The 22,273-nt window shown below is 74.5% G+C and carries 16 protein-coding genes; 6 read left to right on the top strand and 10 right to left on the bottom strand.

Going from position 1 to position 22,273, the window contains the following annotated elements; translation table 11 throughout:
- Window positions 1–74: 74 nt before the first annotated feature.
- On the bottom strand, window positions 75–593 hold the full coding sequence (locus V6U88_RS09645) for an acyl-CoA thioesterase (protein ID WP_334451683.1): 519 nt from the start codon (window positions 591–593) through the stop codon (window positions 75–77).
- A gap of 23 nt (window positions 594–616) precedes the next feature.
- On the opposite strand from V6U88_RS09645, the gene V6U88_RS09640 reads away from it, so the two are divergent.
- Window positions 617–1,276, top strand: a complete 660-nt coding sequence (locus tag V6U88_RS09640) for a hypothetical protein (protein WP_334451681.1) — start codon at window positions 617–619, stop codon at window positions 1,274–1,276.
- 46 nt (window positions 1,277–1,322) lie between these two features.
- Here the strand turns inward: V6U88_RS09640 and V6U88_RS09635 are convergent, their stop codons facing one another.
- On the bottom strand, window positions 1,323–2,486 hold the full coding sequence (locus V6U88_RS09635; protein WP_334451679.1) for an acyl-CoA dehydrogenase family protein: 1,164 nt from the start codon (window positions 2,484–2,486) through the stop codon (window positions 1,323–1,325).
- Between the two features lie 248 nt (window positions 2,487–2,734).
- Between V6U88_RS09635 and V6U88_RS09630 the strand changes: the two genes are divergently transcribed.
- Window positions 2,735–4,162 (top strand): UDP-glucose dehydrogenase family protein, encoded by a 1,428-nt coding sequence (locus V6U88_RS09630; RefSeq protein WP_334451677.1) that lies wholly within the window; start codon window positions 2,735–2,737, stop codon window positions 4,160–4,162.
- A gap of 157 nt (window positions 4,163–4,319) precedes the next feature.
- Complete coding sequence (locus V6U88_RS09625; RefSeq protein WP_334451675.1) at window positions 4,320–9,233, top strand: SCO7613 C-terminal domain-containing membrane protein; 4,914 nt, start codon at window positions 4,320–4,322, stop codon at window positions 9,231–9,233.
- A 438-nt stretch (window positions 9,234–9,671) separates the two neighbouring features.
- Here V6U88_RS09625 and purE read toward each other — a convergent pair whose 3' ends face one another.
- From purE to V6U88_RS09610, 3 genes are all read right to left on the bottom strand, one after another.
- The gene (purE, locus tag V6U88_RS09620) at window positions 9,672–10,163 is read right to left on the bottom strand and encodes a 5-(carboxyamino)imidazole ribonucleotide mutase (protein ID WP_334451673.1); all 492 of its coding nucleotides are present in this window, start codon (window positions 10,161–10,163) and stop codon (window positions 9,672–9,674) included.
- Between the two features lie 40 nt (window positions 10,164–10,203).
- Window positions 10,204–11,376 (bottom strand): 5-(carboxyamino)imidazole ribonucleotide synthase, encoded by a 1,173-nt coding sequence (locus V6U88_RS09615; RefSeq protein ID WP_334451672.1) that lies wholly within the window; start codon window positions 11,374–11,376, stop codon window positions 10,204–10,206.
- Between the two features lie 86 nt (window positions 11,377–11,462).
- The gene (locus V6U88_RS09610) at window positions 11,463–13,499 is read right to left on the bottom strand and encodes a thioredoxin domain-containing protein (RefSeq protein WP_334451670.1); all 2,037 of its coding nucleotides are present in this window, start codon (window positions 13,497–13,499) and stop codon (window positions 11,463–11,465) included.
- 134 nt (window positions 13,500–13,633) lie between these two features.
- On the opposite strand from V6U88_RS09610, the gene V6U88_RS09605 reads away from it, so the two are divergent.
- On the top strand, window positions 13,634–14,665 hold the full coding sequence (locus tag V6U88_RS09605) for a phosphatidylinositol-specific phospholipase C domain-containing protein (RefSeq protein ID WP_334451669.1): 1,032 nt from the start codon (window positions 13,634–13,636) through the stop codon (window positions 14,663–14,665).
- Window positions 14,666–14,861: 196 nt separating this feature from the next.
- Here V6U88_RS09605 and V6U88_RS09600 read toward each other — a convergent pair whose 3' ends face one another.
- From V6U88_RS09600 to mca, 3 genes are all read right to left on the bottom strand, one after another.
- On the bottom strand, window positions 14,862–17,330 hold the full coding sequence (locus V6U88_RS09600; RefSeq protein ID WP_442934607.1) for a putative bifunctional diguanylate cyclase/phosphodiesterase: 2,469 nt from the start codon (window positions 17,328–17,330) through the stop codon (window positions 14,862–14,864).
- Between the two features lie 242 nt (window positions 17,331–17,572).
- Window positions 17,573–17,848 (bottom strand): hypothetical protein, encoded by a 276-nt coding sequence (locus V6U88_RS09595; protein ID WP_334451668.1) that lies wholly within the window; start codon window positions 17,846–17,848, stop codon window positions 17,573–17,575.
- 48 nt (window positions 17,849–17,896) lie between these two features.
- On the bottom strand, window positions 17,897–18,778 hold the full coding sequence (mca, locus tag V6U88_RS09590; RefSeq protein WP_334451667.1) for a mycothiol conjugate amidase Mca: 882 nt from the start codon (window positions 18,776–18,778) through the stop codon (window positions 17,897–17,899).
- A gap of 188 nt (window positions 18,779–18,966) precedes the next feature.
- Between mca and V6U88_RS09585 the strand changes: the two genes are divergently transcribed.
- A complete protein-coding gene (locus V6U88_RS09585) occupies window positions 18,967–19,401 on the top strand; it encodes a DUF4307 domain-containing protein (RefSeq protein ID WP_334451666.1) in 435 nt (144 codons plus the stop codon).
- A 140-nt stretch (window positions 19,402–19,541) separates the two neighbouring features.
- Window positions 19,542–20,042, top strand: a complete 501-nt coding sequence (gene greA, locus V6U88_RS09580) for a transcription elongation factor GreA (protein ID WP_334451665.1) — start codon at window positions 19,542–19,544, stop codon at window positions 20,040–20,042.
- A gap of 75 nt (window positions 20,043–20,117) precedes the next feature.
- Here greA and ilvA read toward each other — a convergent pair whose 3' ends face one another.
- Together ilvA and V6U88_RS09570 are read right to left on the bottom strand one after the other, a co-directional pair.
- The gene (ilvA, locus tag V6U88_RS09575; protein ID WP_334451664.1) at window positions 20,118–21,338 is read right to left on the bottom strand and encodes a threonine ammonia-lyase; all 1,221 of its coding nucleotides are present in this window, start codon (window positions 21,336–21,338) and stop codon (window positions 20,118–20,120) included.
- Window positions 21,335–22,255: a DUF4328 domain-containing protein gene (locus V6U88_RS09570; RefSeq protein ID WP_334451663.1), complete on the bottom strand. Its 921-nt coding sequence runs from the start codon at window positions 22,253–22,255 to the stop codon at window positions 21,335–21,337. The genes ilvA and V6U88_RS09570 overlap by 4 nt, the downstream gene beginning before the upstream one ends.
- Window positions 22,256–22,273: the final 18 nt, after the last annotated feature.

Raw genomic sequence — 22,273 nt, 5'->3', positions numbered from 1 at the left:
CCGACGCCGGTGAGGGGGCGTGGCCGGTCCACACGCCGGACCGGCCACCTGTGTGGGCCGGCCGGGCGGGCGCCTCAGCCGGCCCGGTGCGCCTGGATGGCCCGGCGCCGGGCCAGCCGGTGCGCCCGGCGGATCTCGGCCTCCCGGAACCGGCGCTCGTCGTCCAGGGTCTCCGGCAGCACCGGCCGGACCACCCGGGGCGCGCCGCCCACGTCGACCCCGACGAAGACCAGGTACGCGGTGGCCACCCGGACCGGCTCGTCCTCGGCGGAGTCCCAGCGCTCGGCGACCACCCGGACGCCCACCTCCATCGAGGTCTGCCCGGTCCAGTTCACCTGGGCGTGCGCGTGCACCAGGTCGCCGACCCGGACCGCCTCCGAGAAGACGATCTCGTCGATGGCGGCGGTGACGGCCGTGCCCCCGCTGTGCCGCGCCGCGGCGGCCCCTGCCACGTCGTCGACGAACTTCATCAACACACCGCCGTGCACCGTCCCGTAGAGGTTCACGTCGACGGCGGTCATGATGCGGCTCAGCGTGACCCGGGAGTACGAGGTCGGCTTGCCCGGCGGGGCGGCGGAGGGGTGCTCGGTCATGGAGGAAACGGTACGGTGCGCGGATGCGACATCTCTGGAGCTTCCTCGCCGGTCTGGTGGTGGCGCCCATCACCTGGGTACTGCTCACCCTCGGGCAGGACGGGTCGGATCGGACCGTGAACCGCTGGGTGGAGATCGGTACGTACAGCACGCCCAACCTGATCGAGCCGGCCGTCTACCTCGGCGTCGCCGGCATCCTGCTCGGCCTGCTCGGCACCCTGCGCATCTCGCCGCTCGGCCCCGTCGTCGCCGGGCTGCTGCTGGTCACCCCGTACGTCGGGATGTTCATCGCCCCGTTCACCGTGCTCGACGGCATCCCCGACGGCTGGAAGGTGCTCGGGGACCCGCTGCCGCTGCAGGAGCCGCTGCAGAACGGCACGCTGTTCCTGATCGGCCTGCTGCTGCTGATGGCGGCCTTCAGCGGGCAGCGCTGGCGGCGCTGGCCGGCGGCGTCGGCGACCGGGGCGGAGCTGACCCCGGCCGACGACACACCGTCGGAGGACACCTTCCCGTTGGGCGACTGGTCGTCAGGCGGGTCGCGCAACGAGCAGGAGACGGCCCCGCTCACCCTCGGCTACCCCGAGCTGAACACCCCCACCGAGCCGCTGCCCCGGCGCAGCGGCACGGAGTCGCCGTGGACCGCGCCGCCCCGCTACGGGGCCGGTGGCACCGAGGACCGTTGACGGTTGCGGGCGGGCCGGTACGCCGGCCCGCCCGCCCGAGCAGTGGTCAGCCCTTGAGGAGCTGGCGGGCCATCACGATGCGCTGCACCTGGTTGGTGCCCTCGTAGATCTGGGTGATCTTGGCGTCCCGCATCATCCGCTCGACCGGGTAGTCGCGGGTGTAGCCGTAGCCGCCGAGCAGCTGCACCGCGTCGGTGGTGATCTCCATGGCCGCGTCCGAGGCGAAGCACTTGGCCGCCGCGCCGAAGTAGGTCAGGTCGGCGTCGCCCCGCTCGGACTTGCCCGCCGCCGCGTACGTCAGCTGCCGGGCCGCCTCCAGCTTCATGCCCATGTCGGCGAGCATGAACTGGACGCCCTGGAAGTCGGCGACCGGCTTGCCGAACTGCTTGCGCTCGGCGACGTACCCCTTGGCGTAGTCGAGCGCGCCCTGCGCGATGCCGACGGCCTGCGCGGCGATGGTGACCCGGGTGTGGTCCAGGGTCCGCATCGCGGTGGCGAAGCCGGTGCCCTCGGCGCCGATCATCCGGTCGGCCGGGATCCGGACGTTGTCCAGGTAGACCTCGCGGGTCGGGGAGCCCTTGATGCCGAGCTTCTTCTCCGGCGCGCCGAAGCTGACCCCGGCGTCGGCCTTCTCCACCACGAACGCGGAGATGCCCCGCGAGCGGGCTGTGGGATCGGTCACAGCGAAGACGGTGTAGTACTCCGAGACGCCCGCGTTGGTGATCCAGCGCTTCACGCCGTTGAGCACCCAGTGGTCGCCGTCCCGCACGGCCTTGGTGGTCATCGAGGCGGCGTCGCTGCCCGCCTCCGGCTCGGAGAGGCAGTACGAGAACATGGCGTCGCCGGAGGCGACCCGGCTCAGGTACTTCTGCTTCAGCTCCTCGGAGCCGGCCAGGATCAGCGGCATGGTGCCGAGCTTGTTCACCGCCGGGATCAGCGACGACGAGGCGCAGGCCCGCGCCACCTCCTCGATCACGATGGCCGTGGCCAGCGCGTCCGCGCCGGCGCCGCCGTACTCGACCGGGATGTGCGGGGCGTGGAAGTCCGCGGCCCGCAGCGCGTCGTAGGACGCCTTGGGGAACTCGCCGGTCTCGTCCGCCTCGGCGGCGTTGGGGGCCACCTTCGCGTCACAGACCTCACGGACCGCCTCCCGGATCGCCTCGTGCTCATCGGGCAACCGGTAGACGTCGAACGACTGATCTGCGGCCATGTCGGCCCTCCCCTTTCACCGCTATCATGCGCAGTCTGTGGCGTCCGGAGGCCGCCGACTGCCGCAGACTGAAGGATAGCCACCAGGTCCGGCCGGACCTTACCGGCGGGTAGGCTCGCGCACGACAGGCGTCGACACGGCACAACTACCCTCACACAAGACGACAAAGTCCCTCGGTGCCCGGCCATGGCGCCCCCAGCCGAACGCGACGCAGCGAAGCGCCGCCAGTGCGAGCGGAGAAGACAGGCGTGACGATCCCGTACCCGAACATCCAGCCGGTGCCGGCCATCACCCCGGTGACGCCGCCCTCGGGTGCGCCCCGACCGCGGGTGACCTTCCTGGGCACCGGCTACCTCGGCGCGACGTACGCCATCTGCTACGCCGAGCTGGGCTACGAGGTCCTCGGCTTCGACGTCGACGCCGAGAAGATCGCCAAGCTCAACGCGGGCGAGGTGCCGATCCACGAGCCGGGCCTGGACGAGCTGCTCCGGCGCAACCTGGGCGCCGGCCGGCTGCGGTTCAGCACCGACATCGCCGAGGTCGCCGACTTCGGCGACGTGCACTTCATCTGCGTGGGCACCCCGCAGCGCGCCGACGGGATGGGCGCCGACCTGTCCTACGTCGAGGCGTCGGTGACCAGCCTGGCCCAGCACCTGACCCGCAAGGCGCTGATCGTCGGCAAGTCCACCGTCCCGGTCGGCACCGCCGAGTGGGTGGAGCAGCTGGTCGGCAAGCACACCCCCACCGACCTGGGCGTCGAGGTGGCCTGGAGCCCCGAGTTCCTCCAGGAGGGCTTCGCCGTCGACGACGTGCTGCGCCCCAACCGGATCGTGGTCGGCGTCAAGACCGAGTGGGCCAACGGCATGCTCTACGCCGCCCACAAGGGCGTCTTCGACCTGGCCGCCACCGAGGACCGCGAGGTGCCCCTGGTGGTCACCGACTTCGCCACCGCCGAGCTGGTCAAGGTCGCCGCGAACGCCTTCCTGGCCACCAAGATCTCCTTCATCAACGCGATGGCCGAGGTCTGCGAGGCCTCCGGCGGCGACGTCACCCAGCTGGCCCGGGCCATCGGGTACGACCCGCGCATCGGCAACCGGTTCCTCCAGGCCGGCCTCGGCTTCGGCGGCGCCTGCCTGCCCAAGGACATCCGTGCCTTCCAGGCCCGGGCGCAGGAGCTGGGTGCCGGGGAGGCGCTGCGCTTCCTGCACGAGGTGGACCTGATCAACCTCCGCCGTCGTACCCGGGTCCTCCAGCTCGCCGCCGACCTGCTCGGCCGCCGCTCCGGCCCGGCCGGCCCGGACTTCTCCGGTACCCGCATCGCGGTGCTGGGCGCCACCTTCAAGCCCAACACCGACGACGTCCGCGACGCCCCGGCGCTCGCCGTCGCCGCCCTGCTGGCCAAGTCCGGCGCGGACGTGCACGTGTACGACCCGCAGGGCACCGAGAACGCCCGCCGGGTGGCCCCCGAGCTGACCTACGAGGCCAGCATGAACGACGCGGTGACCGGCGCCGACCTGGTCTGCGTGCTCACCGAGTGGGCCGACTTCCGCAACGCCGACCCGGTCGTCCTCGGCGAGCTGGCCGCCGGGCGCAAGGTGGTCGACGGGCGCAACTGCCTCGACTCCACACTGTGGACGCAGGCCGGCTGGGAGTACCGCGGCATGGGCCGCCCCTGACGGACAAGCATCGACGCGCCGGCCGGGAAGCACCGCTTCCCGGCCGGCGCTCTGCGTTGTGCCGAATCGCCAGCGCCAGGTGTCGAAATCCGCGCCGGGGCAGGGCATGCTCGACACTGGAGGTCCACAGTGCGGGCCGGCCGGGTGGAGGGGTGTCGTGGAGAGCTTTCAGTGCTCCTCGTGCGGGCGGAAGATACAGCCGGCCGCCCGTTGCCCGCACTGCGGTGCCGAGCAGCCGCAGTGGCGCGAACACCTGGCGGAGATCGAGCGGTCCATCGCGGAGATGAAGGCGCGCGAGGCGGCCATCCTCGCCGAGCAGCGCCAGATCGCCGCCAAGATGCAGGCCGCCCTCTTCCAGCGCGACATCCTCGCCCACGCCGGTGAGGAGCGGCTCAAGCAGGCGACCCGGCCGCGCCGGGTGCTGCGCCGCAAGCCGGGCCGCCGACCGCCGACCGCCGCCACCGGCGCGCCGCCCCGGGTGCCCCGGCAGGGCGCCGCGCCGCCCGGGCCGGACGACGGCCCACCGCCGCCCCCGCGCGCCACCGCCAGCTGGCTGGACGCCGACGACCCGGAGCACCCGCCGGAGGCGTCCTCCCGGGAGGTGCAGAACATCCCGCTCGGGTTGGGCGCGCTGCTGCTGGCCGTGGCCGCGGTGGTCTTCGCCGCCGTCGCGACCAGCTCGATGGACGCCCTGGCCCGGCTGGGCATCCTGCTGGTCGCCACCGTGCTGCTGCTGCTCGCCCCGCCGGTGCTGGCCCGGCGCGGGCTCACCTCGACCGCCGAGACGATCGCGGCGGTCGGCCTGCTGCTGGTGCCGCTGGCCGGGTACGCGCTCTGGGCGGTGGACCGGATCGGCGGCGGCGGGGCCTCCGGCGCGGTCTTCTCCGGGGTGATCTTCGCGGTGACCGCCGCCGTCGCCCTCGGGTACGCCCGGGGCACCGGCCTGCGCGCGCCCCGCTTCGCCGCCGTGCTCGCCGCCCAACCCGTGGTGCCGCTGCTGGCGTACGACCGGATCACCGGCCCCGGCGGGTGGGCGCTCGCGCTGACCCTCGTCGCCGTGCTCGACCTCTGGCTGGCCCGCTCGTCGTTGCTGGTGGAACGCCCGATCCGCCGCGACCTGCCGGTCGACCCGCCGGCCCCGCCGACCGCGCCCCGGCAGCGCACCGCCACCGAGGGCCGGCCCGAGGCGGCCCCCGAGGAAGCCGGCGAGGTGCTCGGCGCCACGGCCGCCCCGGCACCGGAGGAGGTCGTCCGGCCGGTGCCGTGGCTGCCCCAGGTGACCTGGCTGCTGCACGGCGCGGCGGTGGCGCTCGCCCTGGCGTACGCGGTCACCGCGCTGCTGCGGGCGGCCACCGTACCGACGGCCACGGTGGCCGGCGCGGCACTGCTGCTGGCCGCGGCGGTGGCCCTGGCCGGGGCGCTGGTGCTGCGGCGACCGCCGATTCCCGACGTGGCCGCCGGCATCATGACCCTGGCCGTGATCGGGGCGCTCGGCCGGGTCGCCTCGGTCGCCTATCCCGGTCGCGCGCTGCTGCTGATCGCCGCCGTCATCACGCTCACCGGGCTGGCCGTGCGGGCCGTACCGGAGGCGGCCCGGCGCGGCCCGCAGTTCGCCGCCGCGGCGGCGCTCACGGTCAGCGGGGTGGTGGTCGCCGGCGGCGCCCTGCGCGCCGGGCTGGCCCCGGCCCGCGCGGCCCTGCCGGCCTGGTCGGCCGACCTGACCCGGTTCCCCGGCGAGCTGGCCGCGGCGGTCGGCCCGGCGGCCTGGCAGCTCGCCGCGAGCGCCCTGCTGCTGACCGTGGCGGCGGTGCTCGCCCTGCCCCCGGAGATCCGCCGCGAGTTCGCGGTGGTCGGCGCGGGGCTGACCGCGCTCGCCGTGCCGGCCTCCCTCGGCCTCGGCTGGGCGGCCGCGCCGTGGCCGATGGTGCTCGCGGCGGTCGGCATCGGGGTGCTCGGCCTCTCCGCCGGCACCAGCCGGGCCGCGCTGGTGCACGCCGTCACCGCGACGGTGGTCGGTGTGATCGGCGCCGGGGCCGCGCTGAGCCGGCCCGCGTTGACCGCGGCGGCGCTGGTCACCCTGGTCCTGGCGGGGGTGCTGGTCGCGCTCGCGCCCCGGGTGCGGATCACCCCGGCGGCGGCCGACACGCTCTCCGGCTGGGCGGCCGGCGGGGCGTCCTTCGCGCTGCCGGGCGCGGTGGCCGCCTTCGTCGCCGCCACCGAACCGGCCGTCCCCGCGCCGACCCCGGCGATGCTGCGCGAGCTGACCGTCCCGATCCTGGCCTCCGGCTTCCTCGCCGTCTGCGTCACGCTCGGCTACGCGGCCATGGTGCAGGTCTCCCAGCGGCACATCCCCCTGCCGCACGCGGCGGGCACGGCGCTCGGCGCGCTCGCGGTCGTCGCCGCCGCCTTCGGCGCCCCCGGCACCACCGCCGCCGACGCCTGGGTGGGCGGGCTGCTGCTGGTCGCCACCGTGCTGCTCCTGCTCGCCCCACGGATCGACGCCGGTCGCCGGTCCGACCTCGCCCTCGACGGCTCCGACCTGGCCGCCGCGGCGGTCACCGCCGCGCTGATCGCCACCCTGGCCCGGATCGCCGCGGTGATCTCCGCCGGCGGGCAGCTCGCGGTGGCCGCCGCCCTGGTGCTGCTGGTCGCCGTCGCCGCCCGGGCGATGCCCGAGGAGTGGCGCCGCGGCCCGGTGCTCGGGATCGCCGTCGGCGGTGTCCTGATCGGCCTGCTCGCCGGCTGGTCGGCCCTGCGCGGCGGGGTCGGGGTGCTCGCCACCCCCGGCCCGATCTGGGCCGGCGACCTCGCCGGCTGGCCGGCCGCCCCCACCGGCGGAAGCACCTGGCAGGCCCCGGTGGCCCTGGCGATGCTCGGCACGGCGGCCGGGATCCTGCTCCCGCCGCCCTGGAAGTACGACGTCGCCGGCGCGGCAGCCGTGCTCGCCACCGTGGGCGCCCCGGCCGCCTTCGACCTGCCCTGGTGGTCACCGGTGCTGGTCGGCACCATGGTCGCCACGGTCTTCGGGATGGCCGCGGTGGCCTCGGCCGACCCGCGCGCGGGGCTGTCCCGGGCGGTCGTCGCCGGTGCGGTGGCGCTGCACGCGGCGGCGGCCGGGCTGGTCCGGCCGTGGACCACCGCGCTGGCGCTGGGCGCCATCGCGCTGATCGGCCTGGTGGTCGCGGCGCTGGCCCGGGGGCTCGCCCCGTCGCTGGTGGAGGACGTGGAGACCGAGGGGATGCCGCCGCACCTGGTGCGGATCGGCGGCGCGGCGGCGGGCGCCGCCCTGCTGGCGCTGCCGGGCGCGGTCGCCGCGCTGGCCGCAGAGTTCGATCACTCGGCCCAGGTGGTGCTGACCGCCGCGCTGGCGGCGTCCAGCATCGGGTTGGCCGGGGTCGCCGCGGTCCGCCGCCAGGTGCCGCAGTACCTGCCGTACGCGAGCGCGGCGATCGTCGGCGGTGCGACGGTCAGCGCGTTGGCCGCCATCTTCGCCCACCTCCCCTCCGGGGTGTACGCCGCCGCGGCGGCGCTGCTCGGGGTGCTCGCCGAGCTGGTCCGGGCGGCCACCGTCCCGCCGGTCGGCTCGGCCCAGCCGGTCCGCCGGTGGGCCGTGCTGCTGGACGGCGCGCTGCGCCGGTTGCCGGACGACGGCACCGAACGCCGCTGGCGGGTCAGCCCCGCCGTCGGCGCGTTCGCCGCGGCGGCGCTGCCGACGATGCTGGCCCTGGCCTCGCTCGCGCCGCTGCTCTACATCGCCCTGGTGGAGCCGCACCGGATGCTCTCCCGGATCTGGCAGGGACCGCCGCCGGAGCTGCTCACCCCGCCCCCGGAGGCGGTCGATGCCACCCACGTGCTGACCGCGCTGCTGCTCACCGCGACCGCCGCGCTGGCGGCCACCGGGCTCAGCGGCGGGCGGCGCTCCCGGGCCGTACCGGTGGTCCTGCCGGGGCTGGCGGTGACCCTGCTGATCACCCCGGTCGCGCTCGGCCACGCCTGGCCGGAGAGTTCCCTGGCGGCGCTCGCGGTCTTCACCATCTCGATGCTCGGGCTGGCGCTGACCCCACCCCCGCCGCTGGCCGAGCGGGCCCGGTCGCTGCGGGTGACCCGGGTGCTGGTCTTCGTGATCGGGCTGGCCGGCGGCGGCGCCGGGCTGGCCGGCAGCCTCGGCACTCAGGGCCTGACCCTGTTCACGCTGGGCGGGGCGGTGGGTGTCGGCACCGTCGCCGCGCTCTTCGGCACCACCCAGCGGGCGCGCATCCTGGGCTGGCTCTTCGCCTCGCTGATGGCGCAGCTCTTCGTGCTCACCGCCGGGCTGGTCGCCGGGTTCGCCGCCGTCTGGTCGGCGTTCGGGGTGCTGGCGGTCGGCGCGGCGCTGCAGGTCTTCGCGGCGACCCTGCCGAGGCTGCGCCGGCCCGAGGCGATGCGCGAGGCGGCCACCGTGGAGTGGAGCGGGTACGCCGCCGCGCTGATCGCCCTGGCACTGGCCTACGACTCGCCCCGGCACATCGCCGCCCTGCTGGCCGCCTGGGGTGCCGTGCTCGGGGTGGCCGCGAGCCGGCCGGGGCGCCGCCCGCTGGAACGGCAGATCCTGTTCTGGGCCGTGGTGGCCTGCGAGATCACCGCCTGGTGGATCCTGATGCGGGTCGCCGACGTCGCGCTGCCCGAGGCGTACACGCTGCCGTTCGCGGCGCTGGCCCTGCTGGTGGGGGTGCTGGAGCTGCGGCACCGGCCGGACCTGTCGAGCTGGGTGGCGTACGGGCCGGCGCTGGTCGCCGCGTTCGTACCGACCTTGGCGATCGTGCTGGCCACCGAGTCCAGCATGCTGCGGCAGGTGCTGCTGCTGCTCGGTGCGGTGGCGGTGCTGATCTTCGGCACGACGAGCCGGCAGCAGGCACCGGTGATCGTCGGCGCCACGGTGACCGCGATCGCCGCGGTGCACGCGCTGTTCAGCCTGGGCCCGTGGCTGGTGCTGATCCCGGTCGGCGTGGTGCTGCTGGTGCTGGGGGCGAGCAACGAGCGCCGCCGCCGCGCCCAGGAGCGGTTGCAGACCGCGCTGCGCGGCATGAGATGAATTCGAGGGTCCCTGTGGCGTGGGTGCCTTGGTGCGCAGAGCGTGCCGGGTGGTTTGTTGGTCCCGGGCGGCGTGCGGGATGGCGTGATCAGGGATCGCGGCTACCCCTGGTGACGACAACTCCGGCCCAGGCCCCACCCCGTACCGCCTTTGCTCTGCTGCCCTCCACGCGCCACTCACGGCCCCTCGGGCCCTCTCCGCCCTGGTTTGGGGGTCGATCGCGGAGATCTTGGATAGTTCCCGTTCGATCGGAACGGTAACTGCCCAAGATTCGCAGGGGGTTTGGCGCCGGGTCGCGTTCCGGCTGTTCGCGGCGGTGTCGCCGATGGGGCAGCAGAGCAAAGGAGCGGACCTGGGACCCGAGGGCCGTCAGAGCCGACACACTGCGTGATGCCACCTGGCATCACTGGATGTGAGCACCGTCGTCGTGTGGAGCGGTCAGGCGAGGGAGGCGCGGAGGGCGGCTTCCTTGCCGGCCACCATCTCCTCCAGGCTCGCCTGGAAGGCGGTCATCCGCTTGAGCAGCGCCGGGTCCGAGGCGGCCAGGATGCGGACGGCGAGCAGGCCGGCGTTGCGGGCGTTGCCGATCGACACCGTGGCGACCGGCACGCCGGCCGGCATCTGCACGATGGAGAGCAGCGAGTCCATCCCGTCGAGGTGCTTCAGCGGCACCGGCACGCCGATCACCGGCAGCGGGGTCACCGAGGCGACCATGCCGGGCAGGTGGGCCGCGCCGCCCGCCCCGGCGATGATCACCTTGACGCCCCGTTCGGCGGCGGAGCGGCCGTACTCGATCATCTTGACCGGGGTGCGGTGGGCGGAGACGACGCCGACCTCGTAGGAGACCTCGAACTCGTCCAGCGCCTCGGCGGCGGCCTTCATGACCGGCCAGTCCGAATCGCTGCCCATGATCAACCCGACGGTGCTCACACGCGGCTCCCCTTCGTTCGCGACTGCGGGGCTGGCAAGCTCACGCCTCGCGCTCACTGTGTCCCTCGCGCAGCCAACGGGCGGCCCGCGCCGCCCGCGCCCGTACGTCGTCCAGGTCGTCGCCGAGCACCGTGACGTGCCCGATCTTCCGGCCCGGCCGCACCTGCTTGCCGTACAGGTGGACCTTGGCGCCCGGCTCGGCGGCGAAGAGGTGGTGCAGCCGCTCGTCGATGGAGATCCCGCCCGGCTCGCCGCCGAGGACGTTCGCCATCACCACCACCGGCGCGGTCAGCGAGGTGTCGCCCATCGGGTAGTCGAGCACGGCCCGCAGGTGCTGCTCGAACTGCGAGGTGCGGGCGCCCTCGATGGTCCAGTGCCCGGAGTTGTGCGGCCGCATGGCCAGCTCGTTGACGACCAGGCCGGCGTCGGTCTCGAACAGCTCCACCGCGAGCAGGCCGACCACGCCGAGCGCGGTGGCCAGGTCGATGGCGAGCTGCTGGGCGGCGAGCGCCAGCTCCTCCGGCAGGTCGGGCGCCGGGGCGAGCACCTCGACGCAGATCCCGTCCCGCTGCACGGTCTCCACCACCGGGTACGCGGCGACCTGCCCGAACGGCGAACGGGCCACCTGCACGGCCAGCTCCCGGCGCAGCGCCACCCGCTCCTCGACGATCAGGGAGGTGCCGCCGGCCAGCAGCGTCGCGGCCAGCTCGGCGGCCTGCGTGGCGTCGTCGACCATCCAGACGCCCCGGCCGTCGTACCCGCCGCGGGCCGCCTTGAGCACCACCGGCCAGCCCTGCTCGGCGCCGAAGTCGACCAGGTCGGCGGGCTCGGCGACCGGGCGCCAGGCCGGGTTCGGGGCGCCCAGCGCGCCGAGGCGCTCCCGCATGATCCGCTTGTCCTGGGCGTGCAGCAGCGCGTCGGCGGCCGGGAAGAGCCGCACGCCCTCGGCGGTGAGGGCGCGGATGTGCTCGGTGGGCACGTGCTCGTGGTCGAAGGTGACCACGTCGCAGCCCTTGGCGAAGGTGCGCAGCGCGGAGAGGTCGGTGTGATCGCCGTACTGGACGTCGGCGGCGACCAGGGCCGCGCCGTCGTCCGGGGCGAGCGCCAGTACGCGCAGTGACTGGCCGAGGGCGATGGCGGCCTGGTGGGTCATCCGGGCCAGCTGGCCCCCGCCCACCATGCCGACGACGGGGAGACCGGTACGGGAATCCATAGCGCCGCCAGCCTATCCGGGCGACCACCGGTCTCCGCCGCGAGGGGCGCAGGCCCGCCCGATCCACCCCGGCGGGGCGGCGGGCCTCAGCCGAGCTGGGCGACCAGGTCGTCGACCGAGGTCACCGGCCGCTGGCAGACGAAACCCCGGCAGACGTACGCGGTGGGTTGCCCGTCGACCAGCGGTCGCTCCGCGAGCAGCGGTACCCCCGGCTGGTCGGGTCGGCCGGCCACCACCACCGCGCCAGGCGGGGCGTGCTTCACCGCGGCGGCCACCAGCGGGTCACCCGCCGGGTCGTCGGTGGCGACCGCGATCTCGTACGGCCCGGAGAGCAGCGCCTCCCCCACCGTCGCCGCGTAGCCGGTGAACCGGGCGTGCCGCTCGACGATCGGGGCGACGGTGGCCAGGGCCGCCTCGGCCGCCTCCCGGTAGCGGCTCTCGCCGGTCAGCGCCGAGTACGCCACCAGCGCCGCCACGATCGCCGAGCGCCCCGACGGGGTGGCGTTGTCGGTCGGGTCGGCCGGCCGGGCGACCAACTGCTCCGCGTCGTCGGCCGTGTCGTAGAAGCCGCCGCCCGGGGCGGCGAACCGGGCCAGCGCGGTGTCCAGCAGCCCACCGGCCAGCTCCAGCCAGCGTCCCTCGCCGGTGAGCTGGTGCATGGCGCAGAACGCCTCGGCCACGCAGCCGTAGTCCTCCAGCACGCCGGCCGGCTCGCCCACCACCTTGTCGCGCGACGCCCGGCGCAGCCGCCCGTCCACGATGTGCACGGCGGCCAGGTGCTCCGCGGCGTCCCGCATCGCGCCGTCGGCGACGATGGTGACGCCCTCCATCAGGTTCACGTCCTCGTCGTCCGGCGAGGCGTACAGGGCGGCGACGCGGAGGAACTCGGCGATGGCGGTGATCGCCAGGCCGTTCCAGGCGGCCACCACCTTGTCGTCGCGGGCCGGCTGGGGACGGGCGTCACGGGCGGCCAGCAGCCGGCCGACGACGTCCCGCCAGCGGCTGCGGATCTCCGGGTCGGCGTCGTCCACGTCGCGGGCCAGCCGCAGCACGCTCGTACCGTGCTCGAAGGTGCCCGCCTCGGTCACCTCGAACAGGTCGGCGGCCCAGCGGCCGTCCTCCTCCCCCAGCGCCTCCACCAGCTGCGCCGGCGTCCAGGCGTAGGTGAGCCCCTCGACGCCCTCGGTGTCCGCGTCGAGGGCGGAGGCGAAGCCCTCGCCGGGGCGGTGCAGCTCGTCGGCGAGGAACCGGGCGGTGTCCCGGGCCACCCGCCGGGCCAGCCGGTCCCCGGTGAGCCGCCACAGTTCGGTGTAGCAGCGCAGCAGCAGCGCGTTGTCGTAGAGCATCTTCTCGAAGTGCGGCACGGTCCAGTGCGCGTCCACCGAGTAGCGGGCGAAGCCGCCGGCGAGCTGGTCGTGGATGCCGCCCCGGGCCATCGCCTCGGCGGTGTGCCGGGCGATCTCCAGGCTCCGCGTGGAACCGGTGCGCCGGTGGTGGCGCAGCAGGAAGAGCAGGTTCATGTGCGGCGGGAACTTCGGCGCCCCGCCGAAGCCGCCGTTCGTCGCGTCGTACTCCCGGGAGAGCTGGTCGGCGGCGGCGTCGAGCAGTTCGACGGTGAGCGGGGCGGCCGGCCCGCCGACGGCCTGGGCCCCACCGATCGCCTCGACCACGGCGGCGCCCTGGCGCAGCACCGCCTCGCGCTGGTCGCGCCACGCGGTGGCGACGGACTCGAGCAGCCGGACGAAGTTCGCCCGGGGGAAGTAGGTGCCGCAGAAGAACGGGGTGCCGTCGGGCGTGGCGAAGACCGTCATCGGCCAGCCGCCCTGCCCGGTCATCGCCTGGGTGGCGGTCATGTAGACGGCGTCGACGTCCGGCCGCTCCTCCCGGTCCACCTTGATTGCCACGAAGTCGTCGTTGACCAGCGCGCCGACCTGCTCGTTCTCGAACGACTCGTGTGCCATCACGTGACACCAGTGGCAGGCCGCGTAGCCCACCGAGATCAGCACCGGCACGTCGCGCCGCTTCGCCTCGGCGAAGGCCTCCGCGCACCAGGGCCACCAGTCGACCGGGTTGTCGGCGTGCTGGAGCAGGTACGGCGAGGTCGCATCGGCGAGTCGGTTCACCTGACGACCATATCCAGCCGGACGGGCCCGCGCCGGTCGGACCGACGGCAATCGCGGGAGCTTCCGCTGTTCACTTTCATCTATTTATATCTGTGCATGCCGGCGATCGTCGCCGGCCTCGCGAGGAGGCACGCATGCGCGGATCCCGTCGTCTGTCGGCACTCACCTCGGTCGCGGTGCTCGCGGTGGTCCTCACCGGACACCCCGCCGCCGCGGCCGTCGACTCCGGCACCCGGATCTCCGGGACCACGGCCGTCGGCACGCACAACGCGTACGAACGCGGCACCTACACCTACCTGGCGCAGGCGCTCGACGCCCGGCCCGGGATGATCGAGCTGGACGTCTGGCCGGACGTGTTCACGCGCCAGTGGCGGGTCAGCCACTCCAACCCGCTCGGCAACGACAACAACTGCGTCGCCGCCACCAGCGCCGCGCAGCTCTACACCGGCACCCGCAACAAGAACCTGGAACACTGCCTGGACGACATCCGGCTCTGGCTGGGCGCCCACCCCGACGCCGGGCCGCTGCAGCTCAAGCTGGAGCTGAAGACCGGGTTCAGCGCCCGTACCGGGCAGGGGCCGGCCCAGCTCGACGCGCTGCTCGCCGCCCGGCTCGGCGACCGCGTCTTCCGCCCGGCCGACCTGCGCGGCGGGTACGCCTCGCTGGACGCCGCCGCCCGGGCCGACGCCTGGCCGACCCGCCAGCAGCTCGCCGGCAAGGTGCTCGTCGAGCTGATCCCGGGCACCGTCGAGGAGGGCAACCCGACCGACACGCTGCGCACCGACGTCGAGTACGCCCGCCACCTGGCCGCGCTGGCGTCGGCCGGCACCCTGGCCCGGGCCCAGGCCTTCCCGGCCGTGCACAACGCCCAGGCCGGTGACCCCCGCACCCGCTACAGCGAGGTCGGCCTGCGGCCGTGGTTCGTCGTCTTCGACGGCGACGCGAGCGCGTACGTCAACGGCACCATCGACACCTCCTGGTACGCCACCAACCACTACCTGCTGGTGATGACCGACGCGCAGAACGTGCCGCCGGCGGTGGGGAACACCGACCCGGACGCCGCCCGGGCCCGCGTCGCCCAACTGGCGGCGGCGCACGCCAGCATCGTCTCCGCCGACTGGGCGGCACTGCCGGCCGTCGTCGGCGAGGTCCTCCCCCGCGCCTGACCCGCGGCCGGGCGGCTGCGCGCGACCGCGGCCCGGTTTGCCGCCTGGCCCCGGTTTGCGGCCTGGCCCCGGTTTGCGGCCTGGCCCCGGTTTGCGGCGTGTCGGGGTGTCCCGCCGCCCGGCCACTCCGACACGCCGCATCTCGCGAGCGGGCCGCGCACGGGCGCCTTCGGGGCCGGGCGAAGAGGGCCCGTGGTCAGGAGGCGCCGTCGGCGCGCAGCGGGAAGACGTTCGACTCGGCGGACTCGCGCAGCGTGCCGAGCACGGCGCCGATCTTGTCGGCCGGCATCGGTTTGAAGAAGTGGTACCCCTGCGCGGCGGTGCAGCCCAGCTCGGCCAGGGCGAGCCGCTGCTCGGCAGTCTCCACGCCCTCCGCGACCACCCGCAGCCCCAGCTCGTGGGCGAGCCCGACGGTGGTTCGGACGATCGCCGCGGCCTCCGGCGACTCGGCCATCCGGATGACGAACGAGCGGTCCACCTTCAGCTCGTCCACCGCGATCCGGGTCAGGAAGGTCAGCGACGAGAAGCCGGTGCCGAAGTCGTCGACGGCGAGCTGCACGCCCATCGCGCGGACCGTGGCGAGCACCTCGTCGATCACCTCCAGCTCGCTCATCACCACCGTCTCGGTGATCTCCAGGACCAGCCGCTGTGGCGGCACCTGGTGACGGCGCAGCGCGTCGGCGATCTCGGCCGGCAGGCGGGGGTCGAGCAGGCTGCGGGCGGAGAGGTTCACCGAGATCGGCACGTCGAGGCCGTCACGGGCCCAGTCGGCGGCCACCGCGAGCGCCTTGTCCAGCACGTACCGGGTGAAGGCGCCGAGCTGCTCGCTGTTCTCCACCGGGCGGATGAAGTCGACCGGGCCGAGCCAGCCGCGCCGCGGGTGCCGCCACCGGATCAGCGCCTCCACCCCGGTCGGGGCGCCGGTGGCCAGGTCGACCGCCGGTTGCAGGGCCAGTACCAGCTGGTCGTCGACCTGCAACGCCTCCCGCAGCTCCGCCAGCAGCGCCAGCTGGTCGGTGCTCGCGGCGTCCCGGGAGCTGTCGTACGCGGCGACGCTGCCGCCGCCCTCCTTGGCCTGGTACATGGCGATGTCGGCCCGGCGCAGCAGCTCGGTCAGGTCGGCGGTGCCCGCCCCGGCCACCACCACCCCCACCGACACCTCGACGGACATCCGCACCCCGGCCACCTCGGTCGGGGCGGCCAGCCGCTCGGCGATCTCCCGGGCCTGACGCAGCGCGTACGCCATCGGGGCGGTGCGGTCGCCGATCACCGGGACCGACGTCAGCAGCAGGGCGAACTCGTCCCCGCCGAGGCGCCCCAGCAGGTCGCCCGGGCGGGCGAGGGCGCCGAGCCGGTTGGCGGTGAGCCGCAGCAGCTGGTCGCCGGCGGCGTGCCCGAGGGTGTCGTTGACCTCTTTGAACTGGTTGATGTCGAGCAGCAGCAGCGCCACCGGGTGGTCGTGGGCGAGCTGCCGCAGGGCCTGGTCGCCCTTGCTGAGCATGGCCGCCCGGTTCACCAGCCCGGTCAGCGCGTCGTGCACCGCCTCGTACGACGACCGCGCGCTGACCAGTCGCAGCTCGCGGTGGGTGGCCGCGTCGTGCAGCGCGGCGGCGAGCGCGTCAGAGAAGGCGGCCACGGCGTCCCGCTCGCGGGCGCTCGGCGGCGCCGAGGCGGGGAAGCGGACCCGCAGCTCGCCGACCTCGACATCGCCGACGGTCAGCGCCCGGGCCAGCTCGTGCTCGACGGTGGCCGGGCGGGCGGGCGGGCCGACCTCGCGGTCGCGCACCTGGCCGGAGGCGTCCCCCCGGTAGCGGCGCCAACGGCCGTCGCCCCGCGCCACGTCGACGTCGACCAGCTCGGCGCCGAAGAGGGTGAGCGCGCCGGTCACCGCGGCGGTGGCCACCCCGCGCTCGTCGAGCTGGTTGAGCGCCGCGGTCGCCTCCGCGAACGCCCGCCAGTCGCGGCGTTCCTGGTCGGCCCGGAGCCGGTGCCGGTAGGTCTGCTGGAGCAGCCAGAGCGGGGGCGGGAGCAGCAGCAGCCAGCGGGCGTCGATCTCCACCAGGGCGACCACGACCAGGCCGACCGCCACGTTGCCGACGAACATCAGCAGCTTGCCGCGGAGGGCGGCGAGCACCGGCGGGCCGATGGCGACGCCGTGCCGCAGCGCCAGGGTGGCACCGCCGAGGCAGGCGGTGGCGAACAGGTAGCTCACCGAGCCGGCGATCAGGGCGAGCGCGAGCCCGGGGGTGGGCGCGGCCAGCAGCGGCGCGCCGAGCGCGGTGGCGACCGCCACGGCGAGCGCGGTGGCGGCGGTCAGCGAGGCGGCTATCCGGAGCACCTCGAGCGGCGGCCGGCGGTCGACGGCCAGCGACATCCCCGTCCAGGCCAGGCCGGAGCCGAGCAGCGCGGCGGCCGGCAGCCACCCGGCCGGTACGAGGTAGAGGCAGATGATCAGCGCGGCTTCGCCCCAGGTGATGCTGACCATGCCGGTGGCGGTGCGGAACCGCAGCCGGGCCAGCTGGGCGAGGGCGAACGCGACCAGGGCGATGCCGAACCGCGCGGCCGGGGGAAGGGGATCGTCCGACGGCAGCCCGGCGGGAACGGTCAGGCCGATCCCGACCGCCGTCAGGGCGGTCAGCGTGACGGCGACGGTCAGCAGCAGCACCCGTGGCGGGGTGCCGGCTGTCTCCGGCCGGTCGAGGTGCTCGCCGGCCCTGCCGGACGTCACCGGCCCGCTCCGTCCGCCGGCCCACGGGGGGTGCCCGGGACGGGCGCTGCTGCGACGGTCATGGCGCCCCCTCCCGCGCACGGCTCAGGGACTTTTCGGTCCCCCCGGCGGAAGGCTAAGCCAATCCGGGTGGCCGCAACAGGGGCTGACGACCCGGATCGGCGTGAATCACGCTCTGACTACCCGTTCCGGTGCTGCTGGTGGCCGTTGGGGGTGTCTGTGGGGGATTCCTGCGCCGAGGCCCCACCCGCCGGATCGGCGGCCGACGTGTCGGCCTGCCCCGGCGCCGGGAACCGGTCGGGCAGCCGACGCAGCCGGGAGTTCATGTTGCGGATCAGCAGGATGGTGGCGGTGGCCAGGAGCAGGATGAGGAACAGGCCCGTCGGCCCGGCCAGGCCACCCGTGCGGGTGTCCCCGAAGTTGTTCTCCGCGAGCACCTGAGCGGCGGTCAGCATGGTGTTTCTCCGATGTGCGGTGGGACTTCAGCGTAGCCCCCCGCCCGGTCAGCGGGCATGGGCCGTCTCGCGCACCCCGGCGAAGAGGTCCGACTCGGGCAGCGGGCTGTCGACCAGCGAGCGCACCAGCTGGAAGTCCTCGGTGGGCCAGGCGCGCCGCTGCAGCTCCATCGGCACGTGGAACCAGAAGCCGTCCGGGTCGATCTGGGTGGCGTGGGCGCGCAGCGCGTCGTCGCGGACCGGGAAGTAGTCGGCGCACTCCACCCGGGTGGTGATCCGGGGGCCCTTGTCCGGGCGGTCGTCCCAGCGCTTGAGCCACTCCTCGTACGGGGAGGCCAGGTCGGCGGCGAGCATGGCCTCGTGCAGCGCCATGATCTTGCCCTTGGAGAAGCCGATGTCGTAGTAGAGCTTGAGCGGCTGCCAGGGCTCGCCGAGCTCCGGGTAGCGCTCCGGGTCGCCGGCCGCCTCGAAGGCGGCGACGGAGATCTTGTGGGTCATGATGTGGTCGGGGTGCGGGTAGCCGCCCTCCTCGTCGTACGTGGTGACGACGTGCGGACGGAACTCGCGGATCAGCCGCACCAGCGGACCGGCGGCGACCTCGACGTCCTCCAGGGCGAAGCAGCCCTCGGGCAGCGGCGGCAGCGGGTCGCCCTCGGGCAGCCCCGAGTCGACGAAGCCGAGCCAGGCCTGCTCGACGCCGAGGATCGCCCGGGCGGCGTCCATCTCGGCGCGGCGGATCTCGCCGATGTTGGCCCAGACGTCGGGGCGGTCCATCTTCGGGTTGAGCACACTGCCGCGCTCGCCGCCGGTGCACGTCACGACCAGGACGTCCACGCCCTCGGCGACGTACTTCGCCATGGTCGCGGCGCCCTTGCTCGACTCGTCGTCGGGGTGCGCGTGCACCGCCATGAGACGCAGTTGCTCTGCCACTGTTGGGCGCTCCTGTCTGTGCCCGCCGGCGACCCACCCGGGCCACCCGGCTGACCTGCCGGAATCCTCCCCCGTGCCGGACCCTGCCGGCGCCGACCTGTCATCCTTGACGACAGGACGGGCTGGGAGCATGGAACTTCCCCATTCTTGCCGATGCCGCCGACAACAACGCCAGGAGATACCCGCCGGTGACCGAGACGCACGCCACAATCACGCCGGGCGCGCCCGCTTTCCCGCCCGGGCGGTACGGCCGCCGCCGGGAGCAGGGCCGCCGCCGGCCGCTACTGGTCTGGCTGCTGGTGGCCGTCCTGGTCGCCGGGCTGGGCCTGGTCGCGGCCCAGCTCTACGCCCGCTACGGCGACCCGACGTACGACGCCAAGGTGATCACCTACACCGACGTCACCGACACCGGGGTGAGCGTCGACTTCCGGGTCACCCTGCCGGAGAGCGGCACGGCGGTGTGCGTGCTGCGGGCCCGCTCCCACGACGGCGCGGAGGTGGGCCGGGACGAGGTCGCGGTCAGCGCCCGGCCGGGTGAGCGGCACGGCACCTTCCAGCACCGGATCACCACCACCGCCCGGCCCTTCATCGGCGAAGTGATCCGCTGCCGCCCCGCCGGCTGACCCGCTCACCAGCGCGAACGCCCGATACGACCGGTCCGGTTGCCGGCGCCGGTGGTGATCGACGACACCCGCGGGTGTGCCGCACTGGTAACTTGGTAACTCACCTGTCAGCCAGTTCCGCACGATCGAGGAGTACGCCTGTGTCCACCAATGACAACGAGGCGCCCGCCACCTGGCTGTCCCAGGACGCGTACGACCGCCTGAAGGCCGAGCTCGACCAGCACATCGCCAACCGGCCGGCCATCGCCGCCGAGATCAACGCCCGGCGCGAGGAAGGCGACCTGCGGGAGAACGGTGGCTACCACGCCGCCCGCGAGGAGCAGGGCAAGGCCGAGGGGCGCATCCTCTACCTCAAGGAGCTGCTGCGCACCGCCAAGGTCGGCGAGGCGCCGACCGCCGACGTGGTGTCGCCCGGCATGGTGGTGACGATCTACTTCGACGACGACCAGGAGGACACCGAGACGTTCCTGCTCGGCTCCCGGGAGATCGCCTCCACCACCGAGCTGACCGTCTACAGCCCGGAGTCGGCGCTCGGCAAGGCGATCCTGGGCGGCCGTCCGGGCCAGACCTGCACCTACACGGCGCCGAGCGGCGCCGACATCAAGGTGACCGTGGTCAGCTTCGAGCCGTTCTCCGGCTGAGTCCGGCCCCGCCGGGTCCGCGCGACCCGGCGGTTCCCATCGCGTACGGCCCGAGGCGTGGCACCGTCGCCGGTGTCACGCCTCGGCTGCGAAGACCACCTGGTAGCCGCTGGCCCGCAGGGCGCTGATCAGCGTGTCGGAGTGCTCGACGCCCCGGGTCTCCACCGACAGCGCCACCTCGACCTCGCCGAGGCGCAGGTGCGGGTTGGCTCGCTGGTGTTCCACGTCCACCACGTTCGCCCGGTGCTCGGCGATCTCCGTGAGCAGCGAGGCGAGCTGACCGGGCCGGTCCGAGCAGCGCACGGTGACCCGCAGGTAGCGTCCGGCCGCGGCCAGGCCGTGCTCGATCACCCGCAGCATCAGCAGCGGGTCGATGTTGCCGCCGGAGAGCACCGCGACCACCGGCGCCTCCACCTCGACGACCCGGGCCAGCAGCGCGGCCACGCCCACCGCGCCGGCCGGCTCGACCACCTGCTTGCCGCGCTCCAGCAGCATCAGCAGCGCCCGGGAGATGTCCTCCTCGGAGACCGTGACGATCTCGTCGACCAGCTTGCGGACGTGGGTGAAGGTGATCTCCCCCGGCCGGCCGACCGCGATCCCGTCGGCGATGGTGGCGAAGGACGGCAGGCGTACCGGCTCGCCGGCCACCAGCGAGGGCGGGAAGGCCGCCGCGCTGGCCGCCTGCACCCCGACCACCCGGATGTCGGGGCGCAGCGCCTTGGCCGCCACCGCCATGCCGGAGATCAGGCCACCGCCGCCGACCCCGGTGATGATGGTCTTCACGTCGGGGCACTGTTCGAGGATCTCCAGTGCCACGGTGCCCTGACCGGCGATCACGTCCGGGTGGTCGAACGGGTGGATCAGCACCGCGCCGGTCCGCTCGGCGTAGGTCTGCGCCGCCACCAGCGACTCGTCGACGGTGTTGCCGACCAGCTCGATCTGCGCGCCGTACCCCTTGGTGGCGGCCACCTTCGGCAGCGGCGCGTTCACCGGCATGAAGACGGTGGCGCGGGCGCCCAGCAGGCCGGCGGCGAGCGCGACGCCCTGGGCGTGGTTGCCGGCGCTGGCCGCGACCACGCCCCGGGCGCGCTCCTCGTCGCTCAGCCGGGAGATCCGCACGTACGCGCCGCGCACCTTGTACGACCCGGCGCGCTGCACGTTCTCGCACTTGAGCCACGCCGGGCCGCCGAGCGCGGCGCTGAGCGGCCGGGAGGGCTCCAGCGGGGTGGTGCGGGTGACGCCGGCGAGCAGTTCCCGCGCGGCCTGTACGTCGGCGAGACCGACCAGTTCCGTCATGCCCCGATCGTGCCACCCGCCACCGGGGGAACCGTCGGCGACGCCGGGGGCGTGTCGGCCGGCACCTGCGGCGCGGGCGCAACCTGCGGCTGCGGCTGCGGCTGCGGCGGGGCGAACGCACCGGGCACCGGCATGCCGGGGGTGACCGGCCAGGCCGGGGTGGCCCGGGCGATCCGGTCCTGCTGGGCGGCGGAGATCCGACGGATCAGCACGATGAACGACACCGCGGCCACCACGCAGGCGATCGCCGGGATGGCGTTGCGGCCGAGCGCGCCCTGGTAGTAGTCGACGTACGCCTGGAAGTCCGCGCGGTCGACGGCCGTCTCGGGCAGCCGGGCGTACTCAAGGTCGTTCTTGCGGCTGAACAGCCGCTCGCCGACGCTGAAGAGCAGCCAGGCGGCCCACCAGACGCCGACCAGCCCCGGGGTGCTCCGGCGCCAGAGGCTGTCCCGGGCGATGTTCGCCACCACCCGGGCGGGCACCACGAAGTTGGCGAACGGCACCAGCCAACCGGCGATCGCCCAGCCCTGACCGAGGGAGGGCAGCGCGCCGGGGAAGGCGTCGATGTTCTTGCGCGCCCGCCAGGTCCAGATGATGACCAGCACGGCGGCGGTCAGGTAGGCCACCACGAACGGCAGGCTCAGCGCCACCTCGAACAGCATCGCCCCGAAGAGCACCTCGCTGTCGCCGTCGCGCTCGGCCTGCCGCGCCAGCACCATCCCGGCCACCGGGGCGAGCGCGGACAGCAGGTAGAACGCGGCGGTGACGCCGACCGCGATCGAGGCGGCCAGGCCGATGCCGCGTACGGAGTGGGTCTCCAGCCCCGGCGTGACGGCCGGCTGTCCGAGGGGGGTGTAGCAGTTCTGGCACTCGTTGAAGCTCGGGGACGTGGCGTCCCCGCAGGTCTGGCACTGCATCGGTGACCGTCCAGGGGG

This window comes from Micromonospora sp. CPCC 205739, from assembly GCF_036906795.1.
In the GTDB taxonomy this organism is placed as follows: Bacteria; Actinomycetota; Actinomycetes; order Mycobacteriales; family Micromonosporaceae; genus Micromonospora.
Note: the sequence above shows the minus strand (reverse complement) of the source record. Positions and strands in the feature narration are given on the sequence as shown.

Excerpts from the sequence above, each read along its gene's own strand:
- V6U88_RS09645 (WP_334451683.1), bottom strand. The coding sequence starts at position 593 with ATGACCGAGCACCCCTCCGCCGCCCCGCCGGGCAAGCCGACCTCGTAC.
- V6U88_RS09640 (WP_334451681.1), top strand. The coding sequence starts at position 617 with ATGCGACATCTCTGGAGCTTCCTCGCCGGTCTGGTGGTGGCGCCCATC.
- V6U88_RS09635 (WP_334451679.1), bottom strand. The coding sequence starts at position 2,486 with ATGGCCGCAGATCAGTCGTTCGACGTCTACCGGTTGCCCGATGAGCAC.
- V6U88_RS09615 (WP_334451672.1), bottom strand. The coding sequence starts at position 11,376 with ATGGATTCCCGTACCGGTCTCCCCGTCGTCGGCATGGTGGGCGGGGGC.
- V6U88_RS09605 (WP_334451669.1), top strand. The coding sequence starts at position 13,634 with ATGCGCGGATCCCGTCGTCTGTCGGCACTCACCTCGGTCGCGGTGCTC.
- V6U88_RS09595 (WP_334451668.1), bottom strand. The coding sequence starts at position 17,848 with ATGCTGACCGCCGCTCAGGTGCTCGCGGAGAACAACTTCGGGGACACC.
- ilvA (WP_334451664.1), bottom strand. The coding sequence starts at position 21,338 with ATGACGGAACTGGTCGGTCTCGCCGACGTACAGGCCGCGCGGGAACTG.
- V6U88_RS09570 (WP_334451663.1), bottom strand. The coding sequence starts at position 22,255 with ATGCAGTGCCAGACCTGCGGGGACGCCACGTCCCCGAGCTTCAACGAG.